Source organism: Microbispora sp. CA-102843 (genome assembly GCF_050936215.1).
GTDB lineage: Bacteria > Actinomycetota > Actinomycetes > Streptosporangiales > Streptosporangiaceae > Microbispora.
The window spans coordinates 1,537,091-1,555,332 of record NZ_JBNJNF010000001.1 but is presented as its reverse complement, the minus strand read 5'-3'; the positions used below and the strand labels follow the sequence as shown (position 1 = coordinate 1,555,332).

The following is an 18,242-nucleotide window of genomic DNA, read 5'->3' as shown; positions in this document are numbered from 1 at the left end:
TCAACCCTCCTGATCGTCTTCCTGTTCCACAACCAAACCCTGCAGCGCCGCCCAGCGGGCGTCGATCGTTTCGTGCCGGTGGTCAGGGCCGGCCTCCGCCAGCCTGATCCCGCATTCCGTGCAAAGACCGGGGCAGTCATCACCGCACACCGGGCTCAGCGGCAGTGCGAGCACCACCGCGTCACGGAATACCGGCTCGAGATCGAGCAGTTCGCCGTCGAGGAGCAGATCGTCCTCTCCGGCGTCCTCCGCCGAGTAGAAGTAGAGCTCCTGGAAGTCGACCTCGATCTCCGAGGTCAACGGGTCCAGGCAGCGCGAGCACTCTCCCGTCAGGGAAGCCCGCGCCGTGCCCGTGACGAGCACGCCCTCCATCACCGCCTCGAGCCGCATGTCCAGCTCGACGTCAGCGTCCTTGGGAACGCCGATCATTCCGACCGCGAGGTCCGCCGGTGCCGGGAGGACCGGGCTGAGCGTGCGCATCGATCCCGGTCGGCGCCCCAGGTCGTGGGTGGAGATCACCCAGGGGGCTCGGGGATCGAGGCTGTGCAGACTCATCCTGCTCTCATTAGGCATGGCGAATCACCGCCGTCGTGCAAGGCTGAAAGGAAAGAATACCAGCCCCGGTTCAGCCTCTGAGCCGCTCCACGAGCAGCTGGTGGACGAGGTCGGGGACCAGGCCGGAGACGTCCCCGCCGTACCGGGCGATCTCCTTGAGCCTGCTGGACGACAGGAACGAGTACTCCGGGTTGGTGGACATGAACAGCGTCTCGACGCCGGACATCCGGTAGTTGAGCTGGGCCATCTGCAGCTCGTAGTCGAAGTCGCTGACCGCCCGCAGGCCCTTCACGATGGCCGGAATCCCCTGCTGCCTGCAGAAGTCGACCAGCAGGCCGTGGAACTTCTCCACGCGGATGTTGCCGTACTCCTTCGTCACCGCCTGGAGCATCTCGATGCGCTCGTCGACGGTGAACAGGCTGTGCTTCTCGATGTTGATGAGCACAGCCACGACGACCTCGTCATACAGCCGTGACGTCCGGCCGATGATGTCCAGATGTCCGTTGGTCACGGGATCGAACGATCCCGGGCAGACGACGCGACGCAAGGCGCACCCCCATAGATTCACGGGTTCCCGGCTGCGCGACCGTACCAAACGGCCGCTTCGCCGTATCGACGGACCCTGTCTTCCGTGAAGCCCGCGGGCCACACCAGGTCCTTACCCCTCGACTCCCGCTCGACGGCCACGAGCGCGCCCTCCGCCAGCCAGCCGTTGTCGCGCAGCGCCGTCAGCACCCGGGAGACCGCCTCGTCTGTGACGGCGTAGGGCGGGTCGGCGAAGACGAAGTCGTACGGCTCCTCGCACGGCCGGTCCACCACCCGCTCGACCTTTTCGGCCCGGAGGGCCGCCCCCGGCAACCCGAGAGACGCGATGTTCTCCCTGATCGTGCGCGCGGCCCTGGCGTCCGACTCGACCAGCAACGCGTGGGCGGCCCCTCTGCTCAGCGCCTCAAGCCCGACGGCGCCCGACCCGGCGTACAGGTCGAGGACCCTGGCCCCGTCCAGCGGTCCGAGCGAGGAGCCGACGGTGGCGAACAGGCCCTCCCGGGTGCGGTCGCTCGTCGGCCTGGTCGATCTCCCCGGCGGGACGGCCAGCCTGCGTCCCCCCGCCGTCCCTGCGATCACCCGCGTCACGCCTTCATTGTCCCGCCCGCGACGGCCTTCCCGGCACGGCGGGTGGAGGGCCGGGAAGATCGCACAGGTCAAGAGTGGGCAAGCGGCGGCGACGAATGAGTAAGAGCCGTATCGCGGGCTCCGTCACATGCGCATCATGAGTTCTGCGGCCTTCACGGTGACCCAGGGGAAGGCCGGCCGGCGTGATCGTGAGCCCTTCCGCACGTCGGCGCCCTCGGCACCTGACCCGAGGGCGGGCCCAGCCGGGGACGGCATTCGGGGGGAGGCCGTCCCAAGGCTGGGCCCTGGGTCCTTAACGGGCGTCGTGTTCACACGGCGCCCGTTTCACTTTCCCGCCCCCGTTACATGCCGCTGAGTCCCCGCGCATGCCGCGGGGCGCCGCGGGCGGGGACGGCGGTCACGCCTTTTCGAGGAACTCGGCGCGTTCGTCGGCGACCATGGTGTCGATCTCGGCACGCAGGGCCGGATGGGCCGACAGCTCGGAATCGGCGGACAGCAGGGCGGTCGCCTCGGCCCGGGCGGCCTCGATCACGTCCTCGTCGCGCAGAAGCTGCAGCAGCTTGAGCGAGGACCTGCGCCCCGACTGGGCGGCGCCGAGCACGTCGCCCTCCCGGCGCTGCTCCAGGTCGACACGGGACAGTTCGAAGCCGTCGAGGGTCTCGGCCACCGCGTCGAGCCTGCGGCGCGCCTGGGTGCCCTCCGGGGCCTCGCTGACGAGCAGGCACAGTCCGGGCAGGCCGCCCCGGCCCACCCGGCCGCGCAACTGGTGGAGCTGGGAGACGCCGAAGCGGTCGGCGTCCATGATGACCATCGCCGACGAGTTGGGAACGTCGACGCCGACCTCGATGACCGTGGTCGCGACCAGGACGTCGATCTCGCCCCGGGCGAAGGCCCGCATCGCCGCGTCCTTGTCCTCGGGCGCGAGCTTGCCGTGCAGCGCCTCGATCCGCAGCCCGGCCAGCGGCCCCTCCCCGAGCGTGTGCGCGACGTCGAGCACCGCCAGGGGCGGCCTGCGCTCGTCGTCGTCCTTCGCCAGGTCGCCCTCGTCGCCCTCCTGGTCGCCGATGCGCGGGCACACCACGTACGCCTGGCGGCCCAGGCCGACCTCCTCCCGGACCCGCTGCCAGGCGCGGTCGAGGAAGTGGGGCTTCTCCGCGGCGGGCACCACGTGGGTGGTGATCGGAGCCCGGCCCGATGGCAGCTGGGACAGCGTGGAGACCTCCAGGTCGCCGAACACGGTCATCGCGACCGTGCGCGGGATCGGCGTCGCCGTCATGACCAGCACGTGGGGACGACCGCCGCCGCCCTTCTCACGCAGCGCGTCGCGCTGCTCGACGCCGAACCTGTGCTGCTCGTCGACCACGACCAGCCCGAGGTCGGCGAACTGGACGTGCTCCTGCAGCACGGCGTGGGTGCCGATCACGATGCCGGCCGTGCCGGAGGCCGCGTCGAGCAGCGCGCTGCGCCGCGCGGCGGCCCCCATCGAGCCGGTGAGCAGCGCGACCGCGGTCCCGCCGAACATCCCGCCGGCCGCGAGATCACCCAGCATGTTCACGATCGACCGGTGGTGCTGCTGGGCGAGGACCTCGGTGGGCGCGAGCAGCACGGCCTGCCCGCCGGAGTCGACCACCTGGAGCATCGCGCGCAGCGCGACCACGGTCTTGCCCGCGCCGACCTCGCCCTGCAGGAGCCGGTGCATGGGGTGCTCGCGGGCGAGGTCGGCGGCGATCTCCTCGCCGACCTGCCGCTGCCCGTCGGTGAGCTGGAACGGCAGCCGCTTGTCGAACTCACGCAGCAGCCCGTCGTCGCGCCCGGGGCGGGCCCTGGCGAGCCAGGCGGACGCGGCCATGCGCCGCCGCACCAGGACGGCCTGCAGGACGAACGCCTCGTCAAACTTCAGCCGGTCGTGCGACCGGGCGACGTCCGCCTGGCTGCGGGGCCGGTGGACGCGCCGCAGCGCCTCCTCGATCGGCAGCAGCCCCAGCCGCTCCCGTATCTCGGCGGGCACCGGGTCGTCCAGGCTGAGCACGTCGAGCACCGTGCGCACCGCCCGGCGGATCTTCCAGCTCGGCAGCCCCTGCGCGGAGGGGTAGATCGGCACCAGCGCGGAGGCGAACTCCTCGGCCGTCTCCTCCGTCTCGTCGAACGACTCGTACTCGGGATGGGTGAGCGAGACGCGCCTGGTCCTCCCGCCGACGAAAACGCCGACCTTGCCGGAGAACATCGCCTCGGTGCCCGGGGTGAGCCGCTGCTCGGCGACGTAGGCGCCCTTGCCGAAGAAGGCCAGGTGCAGCTTCTCCTTGCCGTCGGTCACCTCGATGTCGAGCCAGGTGCCCTGCCGGTTCTTCATCGGCCTGCGGACGGCGGACGACACCTTGGCGACCACGGTGACGTGCTCGTCGTGCTCCAGTGACGCGATGGGCGTCAGCTCCCCCCGCTGCGCGTACCGCCGCGGATAGTGGCGCAGCAGTTCACCGACCGTGCTGATGCCCAGCGCGCTCTCCAGCGGGGCGGCCGACCTGCCGACCACCTTCTTGAGCGGCTCGTCGAAGCTCGTCACGACACCAATTACTACCCGTACTGGCCGACAATCCGGCTACTCGACGCCGATCAGGAGGGGATAGCCGCCCTGCCCGCCCTCGTACACGACGATCTCCAGGTCCGGGCGGGCGCGCTCCAGGTGGTCGCGTACGGCGGGCAGGAGCGCCTCGGGCGCGCCGGCGCCGGTGACGACCGTGACCATCTCGCTGCCCCCGGAGACCAGGCGCCGGACGACCTCGACCGCGGTCGCGGCCAGGTCCGCGCCGATCAGCGCGACCTCGCCGTCCACCACCCCGAGCACGTCGCCGGGACGGCAGATCCCCGCGCTGGTCATCGCATCGCGGTCGGCCACCCACACGTGCCCGTGGCGGGTGTGCCCGGCGGCGTCCGTCATCGCCACGATGTCGTCGTCGAAGCGGCGCAGCGGGTCGTGCACGGCCAGCGCGGCCAGGCCCTGCACCGACGCCCGGGTGGGCAGGACGCTGACCGTCACGCCCTCCTCCCTGGCGATCTCCGCGGCGGCCACGGCGACGTCGTGCACGGCGGCGTCGTTGGGCAGCACCGCGACCTCGGCCCCGGCCTCCCGGACGGCCCGCAGCAGGGCCGCCGCCGTCGGGGCCGACCCCGGGTCACGCCGCACGACCACCGCTCCCGCCTCCCGGAACAGCGCCGCCAGTCCGTCCCCGGCGGCGACCGCGACGACGCCCCTCGCCGGGCCCGGCTCGTGCGGCCGTCCCCCGAGGTAGGTCACCTTGATCCGATGCGGGCGCCCGGCCCGCAGCCCGGCCTCGATCGCCGCGCCCGCGTCGTCCACATGGACGTGGACGTTCCACAGGCCCTCCCCGCCGACGATCACCAGGCTGTCGCCCAGCGCGTCGAGCTCGCCCCTCAGCTCGTCCACCTCGTCCGCGTCCAGGAGGTACATGACCTCGTAACCGGGGCCGCCCGCGTCCTGCCGTGCGAGCTCCTCCGGCGCGATCCGCGCGGCGGGGGCCGGCACCTCGTGCCGCTCGCTGTACGCCTCGGTCACCACCTCGGCCAGGCTCTCCAGCATGACTACCAGCCCGGCCGCGCCCGCGTCCACGACGCCGTTGCGGGACAGCACGCCGAGCTGCCCCGTCGTACGGCGCAGGGCGCGCCGCGCCTCGTCCGCCGCCCGGCGGGCCACCTCGGCCAGGTCGTCGGGCGCGTCGCGTACGGCATGCGCCGCGGCCGACAGCACGCTCAGCACCGTGCCCTCCACCGGCCGGACGACCGCCGCCCTGGCCATCTCGGCCGCCCTCGTCAGGCCGTCACGCAGGTCGGCGCCGCCTCCCGGCGCGCGCCCGAGCACCTCGCCCATGCCCCTGACGGCCTGGCTGACGATCACCCCGGAGTTGCCCCGCGCGCCGAGCAGGGCCCCACGTGTCAGGGCCTCCCACGTGGCGCCCGCGTCCGCGTCGCCGGGCAGCGCGTCGACCGCCTCGGCCGCCGACAGGATCGTGAGGTGCAGGTTCGTGCCGGTGTCCCCGTCGGGCACGGGGAACACGTTGAGCGCGTCGATCTCCGCCCTGGCCCGGCCGAGGGCCGCCGCGCAGTGGCGGGACCAGCGGCGCACCGCGGGGGGATCGAGCACCTTGAGCATCCGGCCGACCTTCCTTCCGCGCGCTCCAGCCCCTCGATGCGCTACCGTTGGCGGGTACGAGACTATCCCCGTTCGCCGGAGTCCCGTTTGGCGTGCACCGGTGAACATCGGATATCCTCGTGTGGCCAGCCGGTTGTCCCGGCATTGCTCGGACGAGCCGCTGCACCGGCGCCGGGCCGATCGACTGATTCAAAGGAGCGATTACCGTGGCTTCCGTCTGCGACGTCTGCGCCAAGAAGCCGATTTTCGGCAACAACATCTCCCACTCGCACCGCCGGACTCGCCGCCGCTGGAACCCCAACATCCAGACCGTGCGCGCGGTGGTCAACGGGACGCCGAAGCGGATGAACGTCTGCACCTCCTGCATCAAGGCGGGCAAGGTCTCGCGCTGACCGTCTGACTCCCTCGAGAGCCCGCCACCGGATCGGTGGCGGGCTCTCGTGTTCCTGTGAGGGAAACCCTGGGAAGAGCGCCGAGGCGCCCGCTCAGGCGTCCGCCCGCGTCCGCCAGCCGTGGTCCACGGGGCCGATGCCCGCGCCCAGAGGGAAGCCGTGCGCGATCGCGCCCGTGATGTACTCCTTGGCCCGCCGTACGGCGCCGGGCACGTCCTCGCCGAGAGCGAGGTACGACGCGATCGCGGAGGCGAGCGTGCAGCCGGTGCCGTGGGTGTGCCGGTTGTCGTGCCGCTCGGCGGTGAAGCGGTGCTCGCTCGACCCGTCGGTGAGCAGGTCCACCGGCTCCCCGGGGAGGTGGCCGCCCTTGATCAGCGCCCACTTCGGGCCGAGGGCCAGCACGGCCTCGGCCGCGCGGGGCAGGTCGTCCTCGTCCTCGACCTTGACGCCCGTGAGCTGCTCGACCTCCCACAGGTTGGGGGTGACCACGGTCGCGGTCGGCAGCAGCAGGCCCTTGACGGTCTCCACGGCCTCCGCCGCGAGCAGGCTGTCGCCGTGCTTGGAGACGCCGACCGGGTCCACCACGACGGGCGCGGTCACGCCCGCGAGCACCTCCGCGACGGTCTCCACCAGCACGGACGACGCCAGCATGCCCGTCTTGATCGCCTGGGCTCCGATGTCGCCGAGGACCGAGTCGAGCTGTGCCCGCACCGCCTCGGGGGGCAGCTCCCAGTAGCCCTGCACGCCCAGTGAGTTCTGCGCCGTCACGGCCGCGATGACGCTCATGCCGTGCACGCCGAGGGCCAGCATGGTCTTCAGGTCGGCCTGGATGCCGGCGCCGCCGCCGGAGTCCGAGCCCGCGATGGTGAGAACACGTGGTGGGGTGGTCATACGACCATCCAACCAAAATGCCCACCGCTCCCCCGAAAACGCCCCATCCTCGGAGGGGCCGTGAGGACCGATCGACGCCGCCCGCACAGCCGGCCGGACCCGATCAGGGCAGGTCGGCCGGGGCGGTCACGGCCGCCTCGACGCCACGCCCGGCCGGGCGGAACCGATCAGGGCAGGTCAGTCGCGACGCCTGGACGAGCCGGGGCCGGTCACCTCGCATCGCCCCTCGGCGAGCACGCAGTCGGCGGGTGCGGCCGACGCGCCGTCGGCGTGGATGGTCAGCGTCAGCGTGCCGCCCTCGCCCAGCGCGGTCTCCGAGCTCAGGGTCAGGGTGTTCCCCTGCTGCCGCCAGCCCGCCCCCTCGACCGCCGTCACCTGCCCGCCGACGGCCAGCCGGATGGTCCAGGCGGGCAGGGCCGGTCCCTCGTTGCGTACGGCGAGCCGCGCCGCGTACCCGCCCTCGTCACGCCCTGTGACCGTGAACCGCACCCGTACGGCCGGACCGCCGCCGGCGAGCGCGGACTCCGTCCGCGCCCTGTCCGTGCCGGTCGTGCCGGCGTCGGCCGTGCCCGCGGCGTCCTCGCTGTTCCCGCTGTTCCCGGTGTTCCCGGTGTTCCCGGTGTTCCCGGTGTTCCCGGTGTTCCCGGTGTCCTTGCCGTCGTCCAGCGCGGTCTCGCCGGGCGCCGTGTCGCCCACGGCGTCCGTGACGGCGGCGGGAGCATCGTCCACCCGCGGAGACGCCTGAGTCGACGCGCGCGGGGCGGAGGTGGACGGGGTGCGCGTACGGGCGGACGTGTGGTCGCGATCCTGGCCTTTCGAGGTCGCCGTGGGACCCGGTGTGGCCTGAGGGGCCGCCGACCCGCCCTGCCCTGTGTCGCTCTGCCTGGTGTCGCCCTGCCCTGTGCCGCTCTGCCCGTTGCTCCGGCCCTTGTCCTGCCCGGCACCGGTCGTGCCGGAGTCCTCCTGGCCTGACCGGTCCTGGCCGTCCTCGACCGGGTCGCCGGTCGGATCACCCGGGACGGGCGTGCCGCCGAGGGCCTCGCCGGAGCCGGGCGCTCCGTACGGCCCGCCCGTGGCGGCGCAGTTCTCGGAGATCGGGCAGGCCGTCGTCGGCTGCTCCATCGTCAGGGAGGTCCGCCCGGCGATCAGCCGTGCGCCGCCGGTCGTGACACCCACGGCCAGCAGCACCGACAACCCCGAGACGAGCGCCAGCCGCCGCAGGCGCCTCGGCCGCTCCGCGTGGTCGTCCCGGCCCTGCCCGGAAGAGCCGCGGCCCCCGTCGGAGCCCCGGGACGACACCAGACGCTCGGACGGTGCCGGACGCTCGGACGATGCCAGGCTCTCGGACTCCAGGCTCTCGGGCGACAGCGCGGCGAACATCCGGGTCGTCGCCTCCGAGGGCGGCACGGGCCACGGCACAGCGCCGCCGGTTGTCACACTGGCACCGGTCGTCTCCGGAGGCGGCGCCGGCCAGGGCGCGTCCCCGCCGCTCGGCCGCGGCCCGGCGTGGCCGATCCCCGGAAGGGGATTCGGGGTGTCAATCGGCGTCGCCGGAGGGCGGAAGGCCAGGTGGTCCGGGCCGGCGGCCCCCTCCGGAGGGTCGTCCTGAACCGGGGAGGGCTGTCCCTCCCGCGCCTTGCGTCCTGCCGTGTGACGGCCCATGACGGTCCTTCCTGTTGCCGACCGCCATACTTAATAACAGATCTAATACACCTATGTCACAAATTTCACATCATGCACGGAAGTGATCCCATCCCCCTTTGGTCCAGGTCTGTCCGTCGACCCGCACCCCGCGACCCTCCGTGACCACCCCTGAACGCGTCCATTCGGGCGGCAGCGGTACCTCGGGAGGGAAGGTCGCGGCCAGTGCATGGTCGTCACCGCCGGTCAGCACCCACTCCAGGGGGTCGGCGCCGAGTTCGCGCGCCGCCGCGGACAGCGCCTCCGGCACGGGCAGGGCGCCGGTGTCCAGTTCGAGGGCCACACCGCTCGCGTCGGCGACGTGCCCCAGGTCCTGCAGCAGGCCGTCGCTGACGTCGAGCATCGCCGTCGCGCCGAGCAGCGCGGCCCGCGGGCCGCAGGGGTACGGCGGCCGGGGACGGCGGTGCGCCTCGAGCAGGGTCACAAGATCCGAGGTGCCACCGGTCACCCCCGCCCCGAGCAGGGCCAGGCCGGCCGCGGCGTGCCCGAGGCGGCCCGCCACCGCGACCACGTCACCGGGACGCGCGCCGGACCGGGTCACCGGAGCCCTGCCACCGAGGTCGCCCAGTGCGGTCACGCCGAGCACGACGATCTCCGAGCGGGCGATGTCGCCCCCGGCCACGGTCGCCCCCACCAGATCGCACTCGTCGCGGAAGCCGTCGGTCAGGGCGTCCAGCCAGTCGGTGCCGACGTCCGCGGGCAGTCCCAGACCGACCACGAGGGCGGTGGGATCGGCGCCCATAGCAACGATGTCGGAAAGGTTCTGTGCCGCCGCCTTACGGCCGATGTCGTAGCCACTCGACCAGTCACGGCGGAAGTGCCTACCCTCGATCAGTAGATCCGTGCTCACGACAACGCGCCCGTCGGGGGCCTTCAGGACCGCGGCGTCGTCGCCGGGGCCCAGAAGTACGGCCGCGGTCCGCGGAAGGCGTCCCGATATCCGCTGAATTACTCCGAATTCGCCGAGATCTCCGACTGTGATAGCACACCCCTAGTGCATTCGAGGTACGGTTACGCTCCGGCACTGATCTCTACCCGGAGGACGTCATGGTGCAGGCCTACATCCTTATCCAGACCGAGGTCGGCAGGGCCGCCAACGTGGCCGAGGAGATCTCCTCCATCCCCGGGGTGACACAGGCCGAGGATGTCACCGGCCCCTACGACGTGATCGTCCGCGCGCAGGCCAACAACGTGGACGAACTCGGCAAGCTCGTGGTGGCCCAGATCCAGGCCGTGCATGGCATCACCCGTACACTGACGTGTCCAATCGTCCACATCTGAGCGGAGCACGAGCCGGGGAGACGATGCGAGAGGCGAAGGGGCCCGCACACGCCACGCTGACAGGCACGGTCCTGGCAGCGCTCGCCCTGATCACCGGCTGCTCGTCCACCGTCCACGTGGAGCCGCCCACGCCCACCGGCGAGGCGGCGGCGGCCTGCCGCAAGCTCGACGCGGCACTGCCGAAGAAGCTCGACGGGCTCGACCGGGTCGGCTCCGAGCCTCCCTCGCCGTACGTCGCCGTCTGGGGTGACGGCCAGATCGCCCTGCGCTGCGGCGTGCCCCGGCCTGCCGCCATGGAGCCGACGGCGGAGGTCAGCGACATCAACGGCGTCGGCTGGTTCCAGGACCCGCGCCGGCCGACGCTGTTCACGTCCACCAACCGGGTGGCGTACGTCGAGGTGACGATCGGCAAGGACCACCAGCCCGGGTCCGTGCTGGTCGACCTCGCAGGGCCGATCAAGTCGAGCATTCCGGAATAGCTACCGCAGGCCCGCGCGCCGGCGCAGCGCGAGCTGGATCAGCCGGTCGACCAGGCCGGCGTACGGCAGGCCGGTGGCGGCCCACAGTTGCGGCGCGACCGACAGCGACGTGAAGCCCGGCATGGTGTTGATCTCGTTGACGATCAGCTCGCCGGACGGCGTGTAGAAGAAGTCGACCCGCGACAGGCCCTCGCAGCCGAGCGCCTCGAACGCGCGCACCGCCATGGACCGCACCGTCTCGGCCACCTCCGCGGGGATGTCGGCCGGCGCCTGGAGCGCCATCTGGTCGGGGTAGTACTTGGCCTCGAAGTCGAAGAACTCACGGTCGCCCTGGACGAGCACCTCGCCGGGGACGCTCGCCTCGGCTGCGGCGTCGCCGAGCGACTCCAGCACCGCGCACTCGATCTCCCGGCCGACGATGGCGGCCTCGACCAGCACCTTCGGGTCGTGCTCGCGGGCGAGTTCGATCGCCGCCTCCAGCGACTCGGGGTCGTGCGCCTTGGAGATGCCCTGCGACGACCCGGCACGGGACGGCTTGACGAACACCGGCCAGCCCAGTTCCTCGACCTCCTTGAGCACCCGGCCGCGGTCGAGCCGCCAGTCGCGGTCGCGTACGACCACGAACGGGCCGACCGGCAGCCCGGCGGCGCGCAGCACGAGCTTCATGTACGCCTTGTCCATGCCGACCGCGCTGGCCAGCACGCCGGAGCCCACGTAGCGGACACCCGCCATCTCCAGCAGGCCCTGGATCGTCCCGTCCTCGCCGAACGGGCCGTGCAGCATGGGGAACACGACGTCCACCCGGCCGAGCGCGCGCGGGATCTCACCGGATTCGAGGGCCACGAGAGCGCCGGAGTCCCCGGGGAGCGCGAGCGCCGTGCCGGAGTCGTCCACGACGGGCAGGCGGCCGGACTCGATCGCGTAGGACTGGTTGCCCGACGCCAGCACCCAGCGCCCGTCCTGGGCGATGCCGATGGGGATGACCTCGTACTTCGACCGGTCGATGGCCTCCAGCACACTGCCGGCGCCCATCAGGGAGACGGCGTGCTCGGAGTTGCGGCCGCCGAAGACGACTGCCACGCGCACGCGTGACGTGGACTCGCGATCCTCATTCATGATGCCCGAATCTACCGTGTTCGAGGCGCAAAACGGCTTGTCAGCCCCGCGCGTCGCGGAGGTCCGTTATCCCCGATCAGACCCTGGTCAGACGCCGTAGCGCTCCGGCTTGGGAGTACGCGACATCAGCAGCACGGCGGCCTCACCGGGGGTCATGCCGTCGTGGACGACCCCGACGACCACCTCGGTGATGGGCATCTCCACGTCGTGCTTCCTGGCCAGTTCGAGCACCGACTCGCACGACTTGACCCCCTCGGCCGTCTGCTTCGTGGCGGCGACGACCTCGGCCATCGTCATGCCGCGGCCCAGGTTCTCCCCGAAGGTGCGGTTGCGCGACAGCGGCGAGGTGCAGGTGGCGACGAGGTCGCCCATCCCGGCGAGGCCGGCGAAGGTGTGCTGGTCCGCCCCGAGCACCGCGCCCAGCCGGGCGATCTCGGCCAGCCCGCGCGTCATGAGCGTCGCGCGCACGTTGTCGCCCAGGCCCATGCCGACCGCGACCCCGACGGCCAGCGCGATGACGTTCTTGACCGCGCCGCCGAGTTCGACGCCCACCACGTCCGGATTCGTGTAGGTCCGGAACCACGGCAGGTGACACGCCTCCTGAAGCCGGGCGGCCACCTCCTCGTCTGAGCAGGCGACGACGGCCGCGGCGGGCTGCCGCTGGGCCAGCTCGGGGACAAGGTTGGGCCCGGAGACCACGGCCACCCGGCGCTCCGGCACCTCGGCCACCTCGCAGATGACCTCGCTCATCCGCTTGCAGGTGCCGAGTTCGACGCCCTTCATCAGGCTGACCAGCACGGCCCCCGGCGGGATGTGGGGTTTCCACACCTCGAGGTTGGCGCGCAGCGTCTGGGACGGCACCGCGAGAACCACGAAGTCGGCGCCGTCCATGGCCTCGGCGGGGTCCGTCGTGGCACGGATCGTGTCGGGTAGCCGTATCCCCGGCAGATACTCGGGATTCTCCCGGGTCTCGTTGATCGCGTCGACGATCTCCGCCCGTCTGCCCCACAGGGTCGTGGGGGTGCCCGCCTCGGCGAGGATCATCGCGAACGTGGTGCCCCACGAGCCCGTTCCGAAAACAGCCGCCCTGCTCACTGGCCGCACCACTCCTCTTGCTCCGCGCGCTCCTCCCTCACCGTACGCTCCGCTCAGCCGTTGGCCGCGTTCTTGGGGTCGTAAGGGACCTCCGGCGCCTTCTCATCCCGAATCTCGGCGAGCAGGTCGGTGATGGCGGCCGTGATGTCCGCGGTCGCGTCGCGCAGGACCGAGCCGCGCATGGGCTGCCCGGCGTACTTGGACAGGTCGACCGGCGGCCCGGCCAGCACGTGGAAGGTCGCGCGGGGCAGCAGGCGGGGCTTCTTCGCCCCGTACGGCAGCAGCTCCTGGGCGCCCCAGTGAGCGATCGGGACGACCGGCACGCCGGTGGCGAGGGCCAGCCGGGCGACGCCGGTCTTGCCGACCATGGGCCACAGGTCGGGATCGCGGGTGATCGTGCCCTCGGGATAGAACAGGATGCAGGCGCCGCTCCGCAGCCGCTCCTCGGCGATCTTGAGCGACTTGGTGGCCTCGGTGCTGTTCCGCTCGACCGGGATGGCCTGGAGCTGGGCGATGGCGTGACCGAGCCCGCGGATCCGGAAGAGACCCGCCTTGGCCAGGATCGTCGGCCACCGCCCGTTGTTGTACAGGTAGTGCGAGAGCAGCACGGGGTCGGACCACGACAGGTGGTTGACCGCGATGATCAGACCGCCGGTGCGGGGGATGTGCTCCCCGCCGCGCCACCTGCGCTTCACGAACAGCCGTGAGAGCGGCTTGACGACGACGACCGCGAGCGTCTCCCAGAAGCGCGGCGGCCGGCCGGCACGCCGGCTCACCGTGGCGGGGGCGGGCACTGCGGGTGTGGCCGCGGGAGTGGTCGGGTCGGACGAGGGCTCGCTGGGGTGGCTCACAGGGTCTCCAAATCACCGGGATCCGGGACAAGTCTCCCGGTTGGCCATGCGCGATGTCGAGGCGGGATGCTACAGGCATGCACCTCGCGCGATGGTCAATAGTGGTCCCGGTGAAGACCCTGATCCGGGCCAAGACACGGCTCGCGGCGGCGGCCGGGCCGCACCGGGCCGATCTGGCGGTCGCGGTGGCCTCCGACACCGTGGCGGCGGCGTTGCGGTGCCCGCTGGTGGCGCGCGTGGTGGTCGTGACGGCCGACCCGCTGCCCGCGCGGCGGCTGGCCGCGCTCGGGGCCCACGTGGTGGCCGATCCCGACCGGGGGCTGAACACCGCCCTGCGGGCCGGGGCGGAGGAGGCCGTACGGCTCGCGCCGGACGACGCCGTCGGCGCCCTGCAGGCCGACCTGCCCGCCCTGCGGCCCGCGGAGCTGGAGACGGTGCTCGCGGCGGCGCTGGAGTTCGACCAGGCGTTCGTCCCCGACGCCGCCGAGGTGGGCACGACGTTCTACGGCGTACGGCCGGGCGTGTCCTTCCGGCCGGGGTTCGGCGGCGAGTCGCGGGCGAGGCACCTGTCCCGGGGGGCCAAGGAACTGACCCCGCCGGGGATCGCGTCCGTACGCAGGGACGTGGACACGGTGGAGGACCTGCGCGAGGCCCTGGTCCTGGGCGTCGGCCCCGCCACCGCCGCTGTCGCCGCCCTGATCCTCGGCGGCGCGGCCCCGCGCCCGTAGCGGACGGCTGCCGTCTGACCACCCCGCCGAGGAGTGTCCGGCGAAGGTACCTCGGACACGCGAAGGCGACCACGCCGAGCCCCCGCTCCGGCGTGGTCACCCCTGATGTCGTGTCAGTGGGCCGCCTCCGCGTTCTCGCGGGCCTGCTTCGGCAGGAGGAAGGCCACGGCGAAGGTGAGCAGGAGCATTCCGGCGACCACCCAGAGGGTGATCTTCATGGCCTGGTCGAAGCTCCCGGCGGTGGGCACGTCGCCGAGCAGGTCGAAGAAGACCGTGCCGAGCAGGGCCACGCCGAACGCGTTGCCCAGCTGCTGCACCGCCGTCAGCGTGCCGGACGCCGAGCCCGTCTCGTGCTCCTCCACGCCGGCGAGCACGATGTCGAAGAAGGGCGACATCAGCAGGCCCATGCCGATTCCGCTGACGACCAGCGCGGGGGTGAGCTGCCAGGGGCTGACGTGCATGCCCGCGAGGTTCAGCGTGAGCAGGACGCCGAGCACGCCCAGCGTCATGACCAGGATGCCGCCCTGGAGCAGCTTGCGCCCGAACTTCTGCAGCCCCTGCGCGAGGCCGAATCCGAGGATCATGCCGGCCGACCAGGGAACCATCGCGAGCCCCGCCTTGAGCGCCGAGTAGCCGAGGCCCAGCTGGCAGTAGAGGTTAAAGGCCAGCATGAACCCGGCCATGCCGGAGAAGAACACCATGCCGGTGAACAGGCCGCCGGTGAACGCGCGCTTGCGGAACAAGCTCGGCACGATCAGCGGATCGCCGCCCGCGCGGCTGCGGCGGGCCTGGAACCAGCCGAAGACGGCGAAGACGACGACCGAGGCGGCGAGCATGACGAACGCCCACGCGGGCCAGTCGTGCTCGCGGCCCTGCACCAGCGGGTAGATCACCAGGAAGGCGCCCACAGACGCCAGCGCGACCCCGGCCAGGTCGAGCCGCGGCGGCCGCGGCGACCTCGACTCGGGCAGGAAGCGCAGCCCGGCGAGAAGCGCGGCCAGGCCGAGCGGCAGGTTGATGAAGAAGATCATCCGCCAGCTCGTGCCCCAGAAGTCGGCCGTCACGAGCCAGCCGGCGAGGATCGGGCCGCCGACGGCCGACAGCCCCATGACCGGCCCGAACATGCCGAACGCCTTGCCCATCTCCGTGGGCGGGAACATCTCCTTGATCATGCCGAGGCCCTGGGGCAGCATGATCGAGCCGAACAGGCCCTGGATCACCCGGGCGCCGATCAGCATCTCGGGCGACTGGGCGACGGCGCACAGCAGGGAACCCACGGTGAACCCGGCGGCTCCGATCAGGAACATGCGCCTGCGGCCGAAGATGTCCCCGAGCCGCCCGCCGGTGATCAGACCCACGGCCATCGAGAGCGTGTAGGCGGCGCCCAGCCATTGGATGACGGCCTCGGAGCCGCCGAGGTCGGCGCGCATCTCGGGCGCCGCGATGTTGGTGACCATCGCGTCGAGAAGGTCCATGACCTCCCCGGCGAGGATCACGAAGAGAGCGGCCCAGCGCCAGCGGTACGGCGCTCCGGTCGCCGGTGCCGGCGGCGCCGCCGCCGTGATGGGTTCCGACATCGCCCCTCCTTGGGACTGAACATTGTTCATAGTAAAGTGAGCGCTGTTCTAACACCGATCAGTGTTCAGCGCCAAGTTCGATGTTCACCACGATATATCTCGTTCGTCGACCCCACAAGATATATCTCGAAATGGAGAGCGGTGTTCGCCATCGTGGAGCGGTGTTCACTACCATGGGCGGAACAGCGGGAGGTCCTCATGACGCAGCCGGACATGCCCACACCGCCGTGGGAGCGTCCGCCCAAGCGACGTACGCCGGCCAGGGTGCCCCTCAGCCGCGAGCGGATCGTCGACGCCGCCTACACGGTCCTCGACCGTGAGGGCTACGACCGGCTGAGCATGCGGCAGGTCGCCGCCGAACTCGGTGTCGCCGTCTCGGCGCTGTACGTCCACGTACGCGACAAGGACGAGCTGCTGCAGCTCATGTACAACCGCACCTTCGAGGGCTACGAGCTGCCCGAGCCCGACCCCGAGCGCTGGCGAGAGCAGATCACGGACTTCGCCCGCCAGGCGCGTGAGCGGCTGCTGAGCCATCGCGACCTGGCGAAGCTCACGATGGGCCACGTTCCGTTCACACCGGAGCTGCTCCCCTACGTCGAGCGGCTGATGGCCGTCCTCGGCGCCGCCGGGCTGCCGCGGCGGGTCCTGGCCATCTCCGGCGACATGCTGTCCACGTACATCAACGGGTTCGCTCTGGAGGAGAGCCTCTGGCAGCAGCGCTACCGCGAGGCCGAGACGTCGTGGCACAAGCTGCGCGACGAGATCAAGGACTACTTCGCCTCACTGCCGCCCGACCGGTTCCCGAACCTGGTGGGGCTCTCCGACATCATGATGGACGAGTCGAACGACTACCGGTTCGAGCTCGGCCTGGAGATCATCCTGCGCGGTCTCGCCTCCTATGTCGGCGAGCCGGACCCCGAGCACATCGAGCCGGACCCCGGCGAGGAGAGCGGGGAGAGCTAGGAGACCTCGCGGATCCGCGGCGCGAGCAGGACCGGCAGGTGGGCGAGCGTGTAGACCCCGCAGGCGGCCCAGAACGCGACGCGCACCCCGGCGAGCTGGCCGAGCGTGCCCGCCAGCAGGCCGCCGAGCGGCATCGGGCCCCACATCAGGAACCGCATGGTGGCGCTCAGACGGCCGAGCAGGTGTGGCGGGCAGATCGACTGGCGGTAGGCCCCCTGCGCCACGCTGAAGACGGTGGTCGCCACCCCGCTGGCCGCCAAGGCCACCGGCAGGATCAGCAGGCGGGGGCCCGCCGCCGTCAGCGCGAGCGGAGCGGTGCACACCGTGGCCGCCCACGCCGCGGCGTACATGGCTCGGCCCGTGCCCAGGCGGGCCGCGACCCGCGGGGCGAGCCAGGCGCCGGCCACCCCGCCCACGGCGCCGGCCGACAGCAGCATTCCGTACGTGCCGGGGCTGGTGCCGACCTCGCGGACGAGGTAGAGCGGCACCGTGGCCGACCACAGGCCGAACGACAGCATCATCAGCGCTCCGACGGCGGCGACCCTGCGCAGGACGGGCTGCCCGGCGACGAACAGGAGCCCTTCGGCGATCTCCGACCACAGCCGGCTCCCGCCTCGGGCGTTCCTTTCGCCGCCCCGCCTCTCCCCCGCGCCGGGCTTGTCGCCCCAGCGCCCCTCACTCGCGCGTACGCCGAGGAGGAGCAGCGCGGACGCGCCGTAGCTGAGGGCGTCGGCGACCACCGCGATCGGGGCGGTGAGCGCCTGCACCAGCCAGCCGCCGATCCCCGGGCCCGCGAGCTGGGCGAGCGACTGGTTCGCGGCGAGCGTGCCGTGCCCGCGGGCGAGGTCCTCCCGGCCGACGATGGACGGGAGGTAGCTCTGGTGGGCGACGTCGAAGAAGACCGTGCACAGCCCCATCAGCAGGGCCACGGCGTACATCTGGGGCAGGCCGAGCACGCCGAACACGGCCGCGGCCGGGATCGACAGCAGCGCCAGCGCGCGGACCACGTCGGCGGCGACCAGGACGGGGCGGCGCCGCATCCGGTCCACCCAGGCTCCGGCGGGCAGGCCGACCAGCAGGAACGCCACCATCTCCGCGGCGGTGAGCAGCCCCACCTGGAACGGGCTCGCGTGGAGGGTGAGCGCCGCCGTGAGCGGCAGGGCGACCAGGGAGACCTCGCTGCCGAGCTTGCTGATCGCGTCGGCCCCGGCGTATCGCCGGAAGTCGCGGACGCGCCACAGGCTCCTCGGTGCCGCCTCGGTCATGGCGGGACATGCTGGCAGCCGGAAGATCTACCGGTCAAAGGATTTTCCG

18 protein-coding genes are annotated in these 18,242 nt (G+C 72.0%); 5 read left to right on the top strand and 13 right to left on the bottom strand.

The window, feature by feature from the left end; translation table 11 throughout:
- The 5 genes from ACQEVJ_RS07210 to ACQEVJ_RS07190 form a co-directional block, all read right to left on the bottom strand.
- A complete protein-coding gene (locus ACQEVJ_RS07210; RefSeq protein ID WP_433098414.1) occupies positions 1 to 555 on the bottom strand; it encodes a YceD family protein in 555 nt (184 codons plus the stop codon).
- 70 nt (positions 556 to 625) lie between these two features.
- The gene (gene coaD, locus ACQEVJ_RS07205) at positions 626 to 1,102 is read right to left on the bottom strand and encodes a pantetheine-phosphate adenylyltransferase (protein WP_139580059.1); all 477 of its coding nucleotides are present in this window, start codon (positions 1,100 to 1,102) and stop codon (positions 626 to 628) included.
- 17 nt (positions 1,103 to 1,119) lie between these two features.
- Positions 1,120 to 1,689: a 16S rRNA (guanine(966)-N(2))-methyltransferase RsmD gene (rsmD, locus tag ACQEVJ_RS07200; protein WP_433098412.1), complete on the bottom strand. Its 570-nt coding sequence runs from the start codon at positions 1,687 to 1,689 to the stop codon at positions 1,120 to 1,122.
- Positions 1,690 to 2,086: 397 nt separating this feature from the next.
- Positions 2,087 to 4,249: an ATP-dependent DNA helicase RecG gene (gene recG, locus ACQEVJ_RS07195; protein ID WP_433098410.1), complete on the bottom strand. Its 2,163-nt coding sequence runs from the start codon at positions 4,247 to 4,249 to the stop codon at positions 2,087 to 2,089.
- Between the two features lie 36 nt (positions 4,250 to 4,285).
- The gene (locus tag ACQEVJ_RS07190) at positions 4,286 to 5,854 is read right to left on the bottom strand and encodes a DAK2 domain-containing protein (protein ID WP_433098408.1); all 1,569 of its coding nucleotides are present in this window, start codon (positions 5,852 to 5,854) and stop codon (positions 4,286 to 4,288) included.
- A 206-nt stretch (positions 5,855 to 6,060) separates the two neighbouring features.
- Here ACQEVJ_RS07190 and rpmB point away from each other — a divergent pair, with 206 nt between their 5' ends.
- Positions 6,061 to 6,246, top strand: coding sequence for a 50S ribosomal protein L28 (rpmB, locus tag ACQEVJ_RS07185; protein ID WP_079312702.1), 186 nt, complete (start codon positions 6,061 to 6,063; stop codon positions 6,244 to 6,246).
- Between the two features lie 93 nt (positions 6,247 to 6,339).
- On the opposite strand, the gene thiD is transcribed toward rpmB, so the two are convergent.
- From thiD to ACQEVJ_RS07170, 3 genes are all read right to left on the bottom strand, one after another.
- Entirely contained in the window at positions 6,340 to 7,137 is a 798-nt protein-coding gene (gene thiD, locus ACQEVJ_RS07180) for a bifunctional hydroxymethylpyrimidine kinase/phosphomethylpyrimidine kinase (RefSeq protein WP_433098405.1), read from the bottom strand.
- A gap of 177 nt (positions 7,138 to 7,314) precedes the next feature.
- A complete protein-coding gene (locus ACQEVJ_RS07175; protein WP_433098403.1) occupies positions 7,315 to 8,799 on the bottom strand; it encodes a hypothetical protein in 1,485 nt (494 codons plus the stop codon).
- A 70-nt stretch (positions 8,800 to 8,869) separates the two neighbouring features.
- Complete coding sequence (locus ACQEVJ_RS07170; protein ID WP_433112609.1) at positions 8,870 to 9,820, bottom strand: thiamine-phosphate kinase; 951 nt, start codon at positions 9,818 to 9,820, stop codon at positions 8,870 to 8,872.
- A 65-nt stretch (positions 9,821 to 9,885) separates the two neighbouring features.
- Here ACQEVJ_RS07170 and ACQEVJ_RS07165 point away from each other — a divergent pair, with 65 nt between their 5' ends.
- On the top strand, positions 9,886 to 10,119 hold the full coding sequence (locus ACQEVJ_RS07165) for an Lrp/AsnC family transcriptional regulator (RefSeq protein WP_030506047.1): 234 nt from the start codon (positions 9,886 to 9,888) through the stop codon (positions 10,117 to 10,119).
- Positions 10,120 to 10,142: 23 nt separating this feature from the next.
- Positions 10,143 to 10,598 (top strand): DUF3515 domain-containing protein, encoded by a 456-nt coding sequence (locus ACQEVJ_RS07160; RefSeq protein WP_433098401.1) that lies wholly within the window; start codon positions 10,143 to 10,145, stop codon positions 10,596 to 10,598.
- Here ACQEVJ_RS07160 and ACQEVJ_RS07155 read toward each other — a convergent pair whose 3' ends face one another.
- The 3 genes from ACQEVJ_RS07155 to ACQEVJ_RS07145 all read right to left on the bottom strand — a co-directional run bounded on the left by ACQEVJ_RS07155 (position 10,599) and on the right by ACQEVJ_RS07145 (position 13,660).
- Positions 10,599 to 11,714, bottom strand: coding sequence for a D-alanine--D-alanine ligase family protein (locus tag ACQEVJ_RS07155; protein WP_433098399.1), 1,116 nt, complete (start codon positions 11,712 to 11,714; stop codon positions 10,599 to 10,601).
- Positions 11,715 to 11,801: 87 nt separating this feature from the next.
- Complete coding sequence (locus ACQEVJ_RS07150; protein WP_433098397.1) at positions 11,802 to 12,809, bottom strand: NAD(P)H-dependent glycerol-3-phosphate dehydrogenase; 1,008 nt, start codon at positions 12,807 to 12,809, stop codon at positions 11,802 to 11,804.
- Between the two features lie 53 nt (positions 12,810 to 12,862).
- Complete coding sequence (locus ACQEVJ_RS07145) at positions 12,863 to 13,660, bottom strand: lysophospholipid acyltransferase family protein (RefSeq protein ID WP_433098395.1); 798 nt, start codon at positions 13,658 to 13,660, stop codon at positions 12,863 to 12,865.
- 77 nt (positions 13,661 to 13,737) lie between these two features.
- Here ACQEVJ_RS07145 and cofC point away from each other — a divergent pair, with 77 nt between their 5' ends.
- Positions 13,738 to 14,388 (top strand): 2-phospho-L-lactate guanylyltransferase, encoded by a 651-nt coding sequence (gene cofC / locus ACQEVJ_RS07140; protein ID WP_433098393.1) that lies wholly within the window; start codon positions 13,738 to 13,740, stop codon positions 14,386 to 14,388.
- A gap of 113 nt (positions 14,389 to 14,501) precedes the next feature.
- Here the strand turns inward: cofC and ACQEVJ_RS07135 are convergent, their stop codons facing one another.
- Complete coding sequence (locus ACQEVJ_RS07135; protein ID WP_433098391.1) at positions 14,502 to 15,965, bottom strand: MFS transporter; 1,464 nt, start codon at positions 15,963 to 15,965, stop codon at positions 14,502 to 14,504.
- Between the two features lie 198 nt (positions 15,966 to 16,163).
- On the opposite strand from ACQEVJ_RS07135, the gene ACQEVJ_RS07130 reads away from it, so the two are divergent.
- Positions 16,164 to 16,928, top strand: coding sequence for a TetR/AcrR family transcriptional regulator (locus tag ACQEVJ_RS07130; RefSeq protein ID WP_433098389.1), 765 nt, complete (start codon positions 16,164 to 16,166; stop codon positions 16,926 to 16,928).
- Here the strand turns inward: ACQEVJ_RS07130 and ACQEVJ_RS07125 are convergent.
- Positions 16,925 to 18,193: an MFS transporter gene (locus tag ACQEVJ_RS07125; protein WP_433098387.1), complete on the bottom strand. Its 1,269-nt coding sequence runs from the start codon at positions 18,191 to 18,193 to the stop codon at positions 16,925 to 16,927. The genes ACQEVJ_RS07130 and ACQEVJ_RS07125 overlap by 4 nt on opposite strands.
- Between the last annotated feature and the right edge of the window lie 49 nt (positions 18,194 to 18,242).

Coding starts and splice junctions, on each gene's coding strand:
- ACQEVJ_RS07210 (WP_433098414.1), bottom strand. CDS start 555: ATGAGTCTGCACAGCCTCGATCCCCGAGCCCCCTGGGTGATCTCCACC.
- ACQEVJ_RS07190 (WP_433098408.1), bottom strand. CDS start 5,854: ATGCTCAAGGTGCTCGATCCCCCCGCGGTGCGCCGCTGGTCCCGCCAC.
- thiD (WP_433098405.1), bottom strand. CDS start 7,137: ATGACCACCCCACCACGTGTTCTCACCATCGCGGGCTCGGACTCCGGC.
- ACQEVJ_RS07175 (WP_433098403.1), bottom strand. CDS start 8,799: ATGGGCCGTCACACGGCAGGACGCAAGGCGCGGGAGGGACAGCCCTCC.
- ACQEVJ_RS07165 (WP_030506047.1), top strand. CDS start 9,886: ATGGTGCAGGCCTACATCCTTATCCAGACCGAGGTCGGCAGGGCCGCC.
- ACQEVJ_RS07160 (WP_433098401.1), top strand. CDS start 10,143: ATGCGAGAGGCGAAGGGGCCCGCACACGCCACGCTGACAGGCACGGTC.
- ACQEVJ_RS07155 (WP_433098399.1), bottom strand. CDS start 11,714: ATGAATGAGGATCGCGAGTCCACGTCACGCGTGCGCGTGGCAGTCGTC.
- cofC (WP_433098393.1), top strand. CDS start 13,738: ATGCACCTCGCGCGATGGTCAATAGTGGTCCCGGTGAAGACCCTGATC.
- ACQEVJ_RS07135 (WP_433098391.1), bottom strand. CDS start 15,965: ATGTCGGAACCCATCACGGCGGCGGCGCCGCCGGCACCGGCGACCGGA.
- ACQEVJ_RS07130 (WP_433098389.1), top strand. CDS start 16,164: ATGACGCAGCCGGACATGCCCACACCGCCGTGGGAGCGTCCGCCCAAG.
- ACQEVJ_RS07125 (WP_433098387.1), bottom strand. CDS start 18,193: ATGACCGAGGCGGCACCGAGGAGCCTGTGGCGCGTCCGCGACTTCCGG.